The sequence below is a fragment of the Paenibacillus sp. YSY-4.3 genome (assembly GCF_054767475.1).
The window spans coordinates 340,908-353,662 of sequence record NZ_BAABMC010000001.1; the positions used below are offsets into that span (position 1 = coordinate 340,908).

Here is a 12,755-nt window from a genome sequence, read left to right on the forward strand (position 1 = left end):
CCGCCTTTCCGTTTACTGAATGTGCTTCTTCTTGCTGCTGGACAGACAGAACGCGATTACCATTAAGGACATCAGCGCCAAAGCCATATAGAAGAATGGCGATGTGCTATTATCCTCTGTTTTCGGAACATCGTCCAGCTCGTCGTTGGCGTTACCAACTTTGCTATTGCCGTTACCGGCATCGCTATTGCCGTTAATGGCTTCGCTGTTGCCGTTCTCGGCTTGGCTATTGCCGTTGCCGGCTTGGCTATTGCCGTTGTCGGCTTCGCTGTTGCCGTTGTCGGCTTCGCTATTGCCGTTGTCAGCTTCGCTATTGCCGTTATCGGCCTCGCTGCTGCCGTTGTCGGTTCCGCTGTTACTGTTGTCGGTTCCGCTGTTGCCGTTGCCTGATCCGCCACCGGAGCCGCCACCTGAACGGATCGGCTTCATTGGCACGTCGTATTTTACAATGTCAAAATCGACTGAAATCGTATCGCTCCTGTGCGTCTCGTATCCATCCTTCGTTACGATCAGATAGTAATCCGCTTCAGGAAACACCATGTACGCATAGAAGCCATTTGCGTCGCTATCCTGTTCCGGGCTCTCGTTATCGTGCGGCGGGAAATTCGGAACTGGAGGAAGCGTTACTTTCGTATCCGGAATGCGGCCGTTATCTCTATTCCGCTGTGTATCCGCATAATAGAGTGTAACTTTGGCTCCGTCAATTTTCTTGCCAGTAATGGCATCTCCTGTCGTTTCATCATAAACCGTACCGTAAGGGTCGACCAATTCCTCGGAAATATTCAGCTCTCCGTTAGCTTTCACGTTCAGCTGCATCACTTTGAAGAGCAGTTCCTCGCCGATCTCAGCTTTATAGCGAACTTCCATGGTGTACTTCTGCTCGCTTAGCCCTTCTACGGAGAAGGTGCCGTTCGAAGCCATCGGAAACGCCTTGGGATGGCCGTTCTCCTTAATATAATTGCCGTCTTTGTCCTTCAAATAGATATACATATTGCTGGTAAACGAATCGTTGAACAGCTCTGTTGTTCCATCCAGCTGCTTGAACAGAATGATCCCTACCGCCGTAATGTCCGCCGGAACGGTCTCGTCCGTTACGCTGCTGTCCACATTGGCCTTCTGCGTGAACTCGACAGGGACATCCATCCTGCCCACCTGATACAGCTTCGTATACGTGATCGTATAGTCGGTATCCGCCTGGGCAGGGATCGAATATTCACCTTTATCATTTGTCCAAATCGTCTGCTGTTCGTTGGTCTTCTTGTTCGTCACGATGATTTTCGCATTCGGAATTTCTTGGCCTGTGTTGTTGTCACGCAGTACGCCTTCCAGATACGGACGGGTATTGACAAAGTGTACTTCGGCCACTTGTTTCTCCGGAATTGCGCCTGTGTGAACGAGACTTTCAGGATCCGTCACATAGCCGTCCTTCGTATAATCATCCTGGATCACCGTATATTCGAGATACGTCGGAAGTCCTTGCACAACGAACGTCTGGCCATCTGTAAGCTCGAAGGTGTCTCCGCTCATAATCGTGCCCTTGCTGCCGTCCGACTTCTCATAGGAGTAGGATTCGTCCGCTCCCTCGCCTGTGAAAGTGACCGTGTACTTGAACGGCTTTCTCTTGTCGTCGTCTTTGCCTTTAACCGTGTTGCTGATGAGCAGGCCGCCCTCTAAGACCCGCACGTTCGTGAACGGGGCCTCTTCATCTTTGCCCTCCATGATTCCGGTATAATACCGATCCTCAGGAATGGTCGCGTATTCGTCGGCTGTGTAGTCCTTCTGAGTCACTGTGTATTTCAGATCCTTAGGCAGACCCACAATTTCCAGTGTCTCTCCATGCTTGAGTGTGAAGGTACCGCCGGACTTGATCGTACCTTTGCCGCCGTCCGACTTCTCGTAAGAGTAGCTTCCATCCTTGCCTGTGCCGTCAAAGGTCACCGTGTACTCGAACTCCTTCGTCTTATCGCCGCCGTTGCCCATGACCGTGTTGCTGATCGTCAGCTTGTTGACGGTCCGTTCATTGGTGAAGTCCGCTTCGCGATCGGCGCGCGCCATGACTCCCTCATCAGACAATGCCACAGGGATGGTCGCGTAGCCGTCGTTCTTGTAACCGTCCTGGGTGATCGTATACTTCAAATTCTCTGGAAGATCCTTGATTTTAAGGGTCTCACCATGCTTGAGCTCGAAGGTATCGCCGGATCTGACCTTGCCCGTCGTGCCGTCTGAATGCTCGTAATTGTAATCTTGACCCTTTCCTGTACCGTCAAAGGTGACCGTGTACTTAAACGGCTTGCCCGGTTCTGCGCCGTCTCCCGTGACGGTATTGCTGACGGTCAGATCGCTAACGTACCGCTCGTTGACAAAATCTGCTTTGTGGTCGCTTTTATTCTCGATTTTGTCGGAGTATTGCTTATTCCCCGGGGCGGTCGTGTAGCCATCGGCGGTATAATCGGCCTCGGTTACCGTATAGACCAGACCCGCAGGCAATGCCGGGAGCGTCACTGATTCCCCGTGCTTGAGGGTAATCTTGCCTCCGCTCTTGATCTTGCCAAACGTATTATCCGGCTTCTTATAGGTGTACTCTCCGTCCTGGCCTTCGCCGGTGAAGGTTACGGTGTACTCAAAATCCTTGGAGGAATCGCTGCCGTTTCCTTTCACCTCATTGCTGATGGTCAGCTTTCCTTGCGCCGGCGTAGGCACAACCAGCGGATTATTCGTATCTACCTTTATGCCGTCTACCCAGATAGGCTTTCCTGGCGTATTTCCTACATATACCTGGTACACATGTGTGATCGGCAGCCAAGTATTTGTGTCAATATAGGTTTCTTTCAGCTCATAATACCCCGGGTTCGGGAATAGCAGATTGAGCTTACCGTCATCCCCGGTTGTTCCTTCGGCGGTTTGAGTTCCGTCGTCTTTCTTAAACAACGTAAACTTCACGCCTTTTAGCGGCTTAGCATCAGGATCTACCTTTTTCAGGGGGAGCTGGGCATTGGAGCTTGAACTGCCGGCTACGTCTGAGCTGTCCAGCGTACTTTCGCTTCTGGCACTGACAGATTTTAGCTTATCATCGCCAATCAGCTTTACCTCGTTGCCCATTTTGTCCCCGGCTTTTGTTTTAGATGGGTCAACCTCTGATTGATACACAAACTGGTAAAACTTATTAGGGTCGTCCATTTTGAATTTTAGAACTGTGGTGCCTCCCGAGCCTGGTGCAGCTTCGACCTGAACTTCAGCATTCGGGTCGCTTAGATCCAGTGCTGCGCCGTCCCGTTCCAGAGCACCGCTAGCAGTCATTTTAGCAGGATAAACTGCCATGCTAGGCGCTGTCAGTACAAGATTCCCGCCTACATCATAGCGCAGGTTCATACCTGCACCTAAGGTATCCTGCAAATAAACGCCCTGCTTCATGTTGAATGGCGGGGTATAGTTCACTGTCCATTCCAGTACCCCTGGAACTGGCTTAGTTACCGACTTGCCCAGGGTCTGAATAGGGACGATAACTTTGCGCTGTTCGGTGACGACCTTTTCCGCACCGCCCCAGGTCATATGCAGGTCGGCTTTGTTATACAGCACCTGCCTGTCTGTGCCGATTGTAGTGTATTCCTCCAAATATTTCTCCAGCGCTGCATTGGAAGGTCTTGCCTTTACCAAAATGACATAAGGGCCTTCCAGTTCAGAGAAGGTGAAGGTACCTACGTTGCCGCTATGGGAGAAACTCACCACATGAGCACGGTCGTTCGGCTCGATGATTGACACGGCGTTGTTTCGAACCCCATAGCCGGTGCCACTGTCATTATCCGAATAGCCCTTGTAAAGCTCATAGTCCTTTCCATTTGCAAAAGGAACAAATTCCCAACCCTCCGGCAAGGTATCCACCAGCTTCACATTGGTGATAACCCGATTTCCGCCGTCTCTCGCCATTTCGACCGTGTTGTAGCCCGGCATATTGACGCCTAGACGGAAGGTGACGGTCTTGGTTGTACGGTCATACCCAGCCAAGGTGTATTCGTCGCCGCTTGATGTACCATCATAACCGATATAGCGGTGAACGTCGTTCGGGGTATACCATGTGTCAGCCGTCCCGTCCTTTTTAATAGGATAGGATGCCGTAAGCATATCCTTATTCAGAATACGCAGGTGAAGGTTGATCTGATTTTCTGCTTGTTTTACGTTTTCACCGTCAAAGAGCAAAGCCCGGTTCCAGCGTGTTTTCCCTGCGTTAATATCCTGCCTGAAGAGGACATCCAGGTTGGTTTCAAGTGCACGGAAACTGAAAGATGTAGCTTTGTCGGTGTTGTATCCGGTCACCTTGATCAAATCCGCAACCACTTCACCGTTCACAGTTAAAGGAATAGCCTTCATGTTCAAGCCGGCTGCATTGGTCACACCCTTCAAGGTTCCATCCTGATACCTCTTCCAAAGCTGCGCAGTATTAACTTTTGCTTTGATTTTCGCAATCGTTTCCGCGCTTACCTCGCCGGTTTCATCCACAGCGTTGTCCAAGACGTTCAAATCTCCGCCATGGATCAGCACATCGTATACGACGGCATTTGGCAGGGCATACTGTGGTGTTAGATTGACGGTCCATGTAATGCCGCCTAGGTTATAATCTGCCATCGAAATAGAGCCTGCTTTTGTGAACGTATGCGCCCCGACGATGATTCTCGCCTCGTCGGTTACCGCATTGGGTCTGGTACCAGTTTTAACATCATTGTTCTGTAAGGCATTTCCGTTCGCGTCCTTGGTCTCCAAATCCCAGTTGGCGCGTGGTACATTGGTGAAGTCGTCTCCGCTTATAATTTTGGACTGAATCACCAGTTGGACGCGCCCATTAATATCCCCGAAGGAGTAAACGCCGTTTGCATCCGGAGTAATCGACTTTGAACCGGATGTAATACCGTCTTCCCATGTCTGATATGTTGCTGACATGAACTCGAGGCCTGTCGGCAGCACATCTGTGATGGTAAAGTTTTTTAGTCCCTTCTTGTTGTACTTACTATTGACATCGGTGGTCCATGTGATGATCTGATTCTCGTGGTCCAGCGAGCCTGCGGTCTGAATCCAGTCTGGAGCAAAGGAAATCTCTTGACCTGCACTCACTAAAACAGTATCATCGCTCTGTTGTAATCTCACTATGCCGTTCATGTCCCGATAACTACGACCAAGATTCCCCGGTGGATTCTTGTGCTCGTAATAGTAAGCTTCCTTTGGAATCCACGTCTTAAACTCAACCTTCGGATCTATACCGGTCCCCGTCGGAAAGATGTAGCTCAGCTTACCGTCAACGTCGATATCCGGCACTACCGCTATCTCGTTCACCTTGAAGGAACCAGGCATATAGATACCGCGGACATTACCAAAGCCAGTATTATAAGATGCCGGGTCCGTAAAAAACTTCATCCCGTCGAGCGGCAGCTTGATTGCTGTATCAAACTTATCGAAAGCAGATACGGTTGATTGCCAAGTAATCGCACCCTCAACAAATTGCTCGTGTTGAATTCCGCGATAGCTATACTGATCCCACCTGATCATTCCCGGCGAAGCCAATGTGATGCTGTATGCGGGCGTGACATCTGGGTTTTTCAGCTGGTAAGCTCCCCCGAAAATAGAGATAGGCTTTGACTCGCCATACACTAAGCCTGTTACATCCGAATTAGCGGTGGTTTCAAAGCCAAAAGTAACCGCTCGTCCAACACCATTGAAAAACGATTCGTCGCCATTAAATACGATCTTGATGCTATCCGGAGTAAAATAAGCGATGCCAAGCTGTTTCTGACCAAATTCAGTTGATGCCATCAAGGTTTTAGTAGCTGTCGGCAATACCACTTCCTCGAAGTAGTCATCCCTTTTTAGTTCGATCCAGTCGCCCTTCTGAATGTATAGGTCTGGATTCGCATTAGTCGGATCAGCGTCATCACCATTCACTGGCACCTTGAGGCCTTCCGACTTGAGCGTGAATGGCTGTCTGCCCTGGATGGTGCCGTTGGGATCAACAGTTTGGTTATTCTGCACCACCTCCAGCGGAAAAGGGTCGTTCACTCCCATGAACATCGCCGTTTTGTCCGCTGGACCAGCCATTAAGGCCATCGGGAAGGCGGGCGGCAGCGCAACAGGCTCATCGTACACCGCATCAGTTACCGACGGCGAGCCGTCCACGTTGACTGTTGCCGACCCAGAATCGCCTAGAGCGCTCTGCGCATATGCTGGAGCAGAGAACGTTTGTAAAATAAGCATAATCGCTAGGCAGAAAGACAGCAGAGATTTGCTTACACTCCGTTTTCGTTTCATTTCTAGAATCTCCTCCATTTCCGAAGTTTTGTCGACAGCAAGATCGTCTGCAGTGCACAAACGAATAGTCATTTGCTATTTGCTTGACCCCTGTTGCCCTTCACATCTTCGAAATCTTGCGGAGTCTAGATGACCGAGCAAGCTCAGGGTGTGCAGGCGGTTGATCAATGCTTAGTAACTCCCCCCTCTCCGTCGACCATCTTCGTTATAAAAAAACAGAATACGCCAAATTTACACAGCGTATCCGTGCCATTTTACTAACACGATCTAGACAAGAACTACACAAGAACTTTACAAAAACTATACAACCACTCGACAATAATAACTCATCTTCTGCGCAGACCTATTTTAGGTAAGAGCCTTCTTGGCGTTTCCCTTGATTCAAATAATTGAAGCAGAAAATGAAAAGGCTCTGAGTACGATGCCCAGAGCCTTATTGATTCAATTATTATTCCGAACTGAACTTGCATACAAGCTATCATCACACAGCATTGAATTCATATTCAGGAAAGCATCTCCCACTTCGCCCACATTTCCTGCGGATTCAGCTCATAGATATCGTTCTCCCTGAACATAAACTGGTGCATGATGAATTCCCGGCGAATCGTGGCAAAATCCTCGTGATAATTTTTGATGAACGCATTGATTTCCGGCTCGCTGTACTTGCGGCCAAGCTCCAGCCGGGATACCAGATGCTCGAGTATGATCAGCTTCTTCTTCAACTGGGCAGGAATGCTCTTCAACTTGCCCTCGGCGGTAAAAAAGTTCTTTATGACGGATTCTTTGATGCGCTGCTGCTGTTCATCCAGCATACTTGTTCCCCCTTCGGACGCCCGGTAAATCAGGTTGACGGTGGCGTCGGCGTTATTTTTCAGAAAATAATGGTTCAGCGAGAAAAAGATCGTGTTTTTCTCCCTGCGTTCGTTAATCAAGCTCGCTTCCCGAAGCTTTGCGGCGTGATGCGTAATGGTGGCTGGGGTTACGCCCAGCTTCTTGGCCAATTCCTGGCCATTTCGTTCACCATCTTTGAGCAGGATCAATATTCGGATTCGGGTAGGATCGGCAAGCGCTTTATGGTAGGTTACGACCTTATCTAATTGCAAAAACAAGATACCTCCATTTCGTGATTTGATGATCATCTAATTAGATATATGTTAAATTAGATTCTAATGAAACTAGGGAGCAATGTCAATTCATTAATCAAAAAAAGGATTTTCAGCTGCTTTGTCGAATTAAACATAGTTCTTTATTCCTACATACATTTACAGTCAGAAAAGGAGTTGCTAGAGGAGTGCAGCAAAATAACAGGACACCACATCAGAACAGAGTAAGCGGAAGCCAAGCGGCAGTAAGCCAAGTGCAGGGGAAGGGGAAGAAAGGCGGCAAGAAGAAGCAGCCTGTTGACCGGCTGGGGCAAGCCGTCGTATCGCTCATTTTCGGCATTTTTGGAATGTTCTTATTCCTATTGTCCTGCATCATGATGAACATTGATTCACAGTATTCGTATACGACTTCGCCTGGCACGATGTTTACCATCGTTATTGCTTATATCGTGAATACCGTCGGTTTTATTTTGGGAATTCGGGCCAGACGCTCGACCAAAGGCCGAGGGATGGCGATCGCGGGAATTACGCTGACAGCGCTGCCGTTTGTGCTGATGACGTTGTTCATTGGCGGGGCAATTATTTTAACGTTCTTTTTACTCAGGTAAAAGATAAGAAGGTAGCCCGCCCATTAAAATGGGCGGGCCTTTTTTGTCATATTAATAAGCGATTCCGGCACGTGCCCGGATATAGGTCATATCCTCGATTTGCCGGTAAGCGAATTCCGCCGTATCCGCAACCGATATTTCCGATCCGTCTTCAGGCAGGAAATCGCGTTCCACGCGGTATATTCCCACATGCTTTCCCTCAGGCAAATAGGTAGGGCAAACGATGGTCCAGTCAAGCTGAGATTGCCGGAGCAATTCATATGCCTTGTGATGTTCCTCAGCAGCACGGGTAAGCTTGCGCTTGGATTCAGCGGACTCGTAACGCAGTAGATGGGGCTGGGCTCTGCTCTGCAAAATGCCCGCGGTACCGATCGTAATAATCCGCTTGATGCCTTCCTTGCACATCGCATCGACGATGAGCGGCATTGAGGCGGATAACGTGGTCGTACCATCCGTGCTCAGCGCGCAGAGCACAACATCCTGGCCATGCAGAACGCGGGCGATATCCTCCTTATTCAGAGCATTCCCCTTCACGAGTGTTAGCTGCTTCCCCATAACTGCCATTTTGTCTGGATCCCGAACCAGCGTGGTCACCTGATGGCCGTCTTGAAGGGCAAGAGCTGCAAGCTGCTGGCCTACCCGGCCTGTAGCGCCTAATATGGAAATGTTCATGGGGAGCAGCTCCCCTTTCGAGAGAAGATTACTTCCAAGTCGTTACCGCATCAACCGGCAAACGATAGGAAGGGCGGCCTTCGGTAGCTGCCTTGCCAATAGATATGATCATGACAGGAACATGGCGCTCTTTCTCCAGACCAAAGGCTTCGGCAATTCGCTGCTTGTCGTATCCGCCGATTGGATTCGTGTCGTAGCCATGGGCGCGGGCGACCAGCATAAGCTGCATGGATACAAGACTGGCATCAATGAGCACAATGTCCCGCATGTTCTGTTCAGGCAGGCTTTCATACATCGGCTTGAAGGAAGTGAGCAGCTTCTCTTTGACATCTTCAGGCATATAGCCAAGCTCCACTGATTTTTCGTAGATCTCGTCAGCATTTTCAATGCACTTCATGTCGGCGAAGACGGCGATCACAGCTGCGGAAGTGTTGACCTGATTCGTATTGAACATGGCGAGCTCGGCCATTTTCTGTTTGCCCTCTGGTGTATCGATCACCACGAAGCGCCATGGCTGCATATTGGTCGAGGAAGGAGCTGTGGTGGCTTCCGCCAGAATCTCCGTCATTTCCTCGCGGCTGATTTTTACGGATGGATCATAGTTTTTTACGGAACGGCGTCCGAGGACGATTTCTTTGAAATCTTTAACAGTGGCTGTACTCATATGTGTATCTCTCCTATCTATTTAATATTTACTGATGTTGCTTTGAATCCGCATTAACATATCGGTCAGAATGCGCAGCTCTTCCGAATTGAAGCCCTGCAGCATTTGATCGACAAAACAACGTTTCTCTGCGCTGCAGCCAAGGATCTGCTCTCGTCCTTCCTTGGTCAGGCTGACAAAGGTCTCCCGATGGTCGGAAGGGTTTCTCCGTCTGGCCACCATTCCCTGGGACTCAAGCTGCTTTAAATGCCGGGTGACCGCTGCGTTGTCGATGTTGACTGATTTCTGCAGCGTAGACTGAGTCATCTCATCTGTCTGAAACAGTTGATGCAGCAGCTCATACCGGGACAAGCTCATATTGGTGTTGCGTTCAAACTTTGGGCCAAACTGATTGCAAAGCTCTCTAAGCAGGAACAAAACGCGCTCTTGGTCTGAAACGGAGCAATTCATGTCATGACCTCCTAGGTGCCGTAACTTGCCTTGTTGTTAAATTTGTATAGTTCAATTCATTGAGGGGTCAATAGTTGACCTATCAATTAATTTATTACAAAACAGCAAGAAATGCAATAGTATTTTTTTTAGCGGATGATCTCTAATGTTCTTCCATAATTCAAAAGCTCGTCGTAAGGGTCGCCATCCAAGCCAAAAACTTGAGCAAAAGCTGGCTCTGTCTTCATGCCCAGTTCTTTTAAGCGGATGATCTCTGCTCTTAAGTGGGGATTTGCAGTGAGAAGGTGGTGTTCAACAATCATGTGAAGATAGGCGTTCTGCTGTTCTGCCGGCCTTGGTTGTCCGAATAATTCGAATTCAAAGCCGCTAAAGCGAAAGTTGGCTGTAATCGTCGGAGTATTTCTAATAGTCAATTCGTTGAGGATAAATCCGGATAAGTGGCCGTACAGAAGCTGGACTTCTTCTTTGAAAATATCGAACTTATGAACTTCCATGATCATATCCAGGTCCGAATGGCGTATATCAATGGAAATGGGGATAGTCCCGCATAAAATGGGATGATAAATGGCCATATCGCTGATAATATTCAGTTCATTTATGGCCTTGAAGGCTTGACGTTGTATAGGGCTGCCAAACTGCAAGTAGCTTATTGTCTTAAAGATGTAGATTACCTCCTTGCTCATAAAGAATGCCGCCGCATGCATCAAAATGCCGAATTGTAGTACGGATAATGCATTTGTTCTTGAATTTCCCGGGCGACCTCTTTGCTCGTAAGTGATTCCACTACGTACAATCCTAAGTCGAGGGAAGCCGATACTCCGCCGCCTGTAAAAATGTTCCCGTCCCGGATGAAACGATCCTTCACGACTTCAGAGCAGTAAGGAGCCAACAGCTCGTAAGCGGAGGGATTCGTGGTTGCTCTTTTGCCTTCTAAAAACCCTGCTGCTCCTAAAATCAAAGCCCCCGTACAAACAGACACTTTATATTCTACCTCCTGGGCGGTTTGAATCCATGTAATAAACTCGGAATCATACCTAAGCTGCCTGGTGGAGAAGCCTCCTGGGATAAAAATTAAATCATAGCCCGACAGGTCTGGGGATACATGTTCAATTTTGACCGTTAACCCCCGGTCATCTTTGATCTCTTCTTTGTTGGCACAAAAATCCCATTGCACATTGTCCATGGCGCTTAGAATTCTCATTCGGGTTACAGCATCATAGAAGCCAACCAAATCAAGCGAAGTCATCTGGTCAAACAAAATGAAAGCCATTTTCATAAATCAACACCTGACCTTTCGCATGAAATAAAAAAAGCATCTGGTCACTAAACCAAATACTTTGTCACACATATAATTATTACCTACTACATTTATATCAAGGATTCCTGTATTTTACAATTGTAACTTCGATGATCCCGAAAAAATGCACCATCGCCTAATGTACAGCATATGTTAAGTTAGATTGCTTTGGAAGGGTGGTTTAGACGTGTACTATACGAATTATTACCGAACGGATACCGGTCTAATTGCAGACATTGAACGTGCAATCAACGGAGAGTACTCGGCTATTGCATGTTATGAGCAGTTGGCAGGAATGGCTCCGAATGAAGAGGAACGAAACAGAATTCTGGAAATACGTAAAGACGAGATTAGGCATTTTCAAACCTTCTCACAAATTTATACCTCGTTAACCGGCAGGCGGCCTGTTCCGCACATCACTGAAAAATGCCCCTCAGAATATTCTGCCGGACTTCACTTTGCTTTTAAAGATGAACAAGAAACGGTAGATTTTTACCTGGATGTCGCAGATAAAGCTACTGACCCCAATATCAAAGAACGCTTCAAGCGAGCAGCTGCCGATGAACAAAATCATGCGGTATGGTTTCTTTATTTAATTACATCAGGATATAAACCGCGTTGATGAGGCGCGGTCTTTTTTTTGGATCTCAAAGTTAAATGGAGTTGGCAAGTTGCATTCTAAAGGCGAGGGTTCAGCTAGCAGATCACCAATAACTTTGCTATAGACTGAGGTTTTGCCATAAATGGCAGAGCCTTATTTTCGTTAAGACATCCCTATCTAATAGTAAAAATTACGATTTATATTGACATAAAATTCAAAACATAGTATATTCTCATTTATTACTAATAGTAATGGTTACGATTTACAAATGAAAAAGGGAGAGATTATTTATGAAAAACAATTTTATCAAATCAATAGTTATGTTTTGCTTATTAGGCGCAATGCTCGCAGGTTGTCAAGAAAACGAAGGTGCACCAATTCAAGAGGCTTTGACTTCTTCCGAATCTACAGAAAGTAGCAATCGAAACCATGATAGTCACGGTCATAACCATGACCACAGTCATGACAATCATCATCACAACGATGAGAAACAGAAAGAAATATATGCAGGAAAATTTGAAGATCAGGAAGTTAAAGATCGGGAACTATCTGATTGGAAAGGTGATTGGCAATCCGTTTATCCATACTTGTTAGATGGGAGTCTAGATGAGGTCTTACATAAAAAAGCAGACACCAAAAAAGATAAAACCTTTGAAGAGTACAAGGATTATTATTCAGTTGGGTATAAGACAGATATTGAACGAATCGCTATTCAAGATAATGCGATAACCTTTTATAAAAATGGGGAAGGAAAAACTGGAGAATATAAATATCATGGATACGAAATTTTGACTTATGAATCAGGAAATAGAGGCGTTCGTTATTTATTTGATTTAGTTGGGGAGGCAGACGGTTTGCCAGCTCATGTCCAATTTAGTGATCATAGTATTTATCCAACAAAAGCAGGCCACTACCATATCTATTTTGGAAATAAAGACCATGACACTCTTTTAAAAGAATTAGAAAATTGGCCGACCTATTATCCCTCTAATCTAAGTGGAGAAGAAATCGCCGAAGAAATGAATGCACATTAGTATTAACTAATACCCAATCCGTGATTGCTTTAACA

At 47.2% G+C, this 12,755-nt stretch carries 10 protein-coding genes; 3 read left to right on the plus strand and 7 right to left on the minus strand.

Annotated elements, in window-relative coordinates:
* Positions 1-12: 12 nt before the first annotated feature.
* Both ACYUJT_RS01550 and ACYUJT_RS01555 read right to left on the minus strand, forming a co-directional pair.
* Positions 13-6,291, minus strand: coding sequence for a DUF7601 domain-containing protein (locus ACYUJT_RS01550; protein ID WP_460318299.1), 6,279 nt, complete (start codon positions 6,289-6,291; stop codon positions 13-15).
* A 503-nt stretch (positions 6,292-6,794) separates the two neighbouring features.
* On the minus strand, positions 6,795-7,394 hold the full coding sequence (locus ACYUJT_RS01555; RefSeq protein ID WP_460318301.1) for a DUF2087 domain-containing protein: 600 nt from the start codon (positions 7,392-7,394) through the stop codon (positions 6,795-6,797).
* 188 nt (positions 7,395-7,582) lie between these two features.
* Between ACYUJT_RS01555 and ACYUJT_RS01560 the strand changes: the two genes are divergently transcribed.
* Positions 7,583-8,002 (plus strand): hypothetical protein, encoded by a 420-nt coding sequence (locus ACYUJT_RS01560; RefSeq protein WP_460318303.1) that lies wholly within the window; start codon positions 7,583-7,585, stop codon positions 8,000-8,002.
* A 51-nt stretch (positions 8,003-8,053) separates the two neighbouring features.
* Here the strand turns inward: ACYUJT_RS01560 and ACYUJT_RS01565 are convergent, their stop codons facing one another.
* From ACYUJT_RS01565 to ACYUJT_RS01585, 5 genes are all read right to left on the minus strand, one after another.
* A complete protein-coding gene (locus ACYUJT_RS01565; RefSeq protein ID WP_460318305.1) occupies positions 8,054-8,674 on the minus strand; it encodes an NAD(P)-dependent oxidoreductase in 621 nt (206 codons plus the stop codon).
* 28 nt (positions 8,675-8,702) lie between these two features.
* The gene (locus tag ACYUJT_RS01570; protein ID WP_460318307.1) at positions 8,703-9,338 is read right to left on the minus strand and encodes a nitroreductase family protein; all 636 of its coding nucleotides are present in this window, start codon (positions 9,336-9,338) and stop codon (positions 8,703-8,705) included.
* 21 nt (positions 9,339-9,359) lie between these two features.
* Entirely contained in the window at positions 9,360-9,788 is a 429-nt protein-coding gene (locus tag ACYUJT_RS01575) for a MarR family winged helix-turn-helix transcriptional regulator (protein ID WP_460318309.1), read from the minus strand.
* A gap of 128 nt (positions 9,789-9,916) precedes the next feature.
* Positions 9,917-10,450 (minus strand): DUF4269 domain-containing protein, encoded by a 534-nt coding sequence (locus ACYUJT_RS01580; RefSeq protein ID WP_460319723.1) that lies wholly within the window; start codon positions 10,448-10,450, stop codon positions 9,917-9,919.
* 41 nt (positions 10,451-10,491) lie between these two features.
* A complete protein-coding gene (locus ACYUJT_RS01585; protein ID WP_460318311.1) occupies positions 10,492-11,064 on the minus strand; it encodes a DJ-1/PfpI family protein in 573 nt (190 codons plus the stop codon).
* A 208-nt stretch (positions 11,065-11,272) separates the two neighbouring features.
* On the opposite strand from ACYUJT_RS01585, the gene ACYUJT_RS01590 reads away from it, so the two are divergent.
* Complete coding sequence (locus ACYUJT_RS01590) at positions 11,273-11,707, plus strand: ferritin-like domain-containing protein (protein ID WP_460318313.1); 435 nt, start codon at positions 11,273-11,275, stop codon at positions 11,705-11,707.
* Between the two features lie 269 nt (positions 11,708-11,976).
* Positions 11,977-12,720, plus strand: a complete 744-nt coding sequence (locus ACYUJT_RS01595; RefSeq protein ID WP_460318315.1) for a metal-binding protein ZinT — start codon at positions 11,977-11,979, stop codon at positions 12,718-12,720.
* The last annotated feature ends 35 nt before the right edge of the window (positions 12,721-12,755 follow it).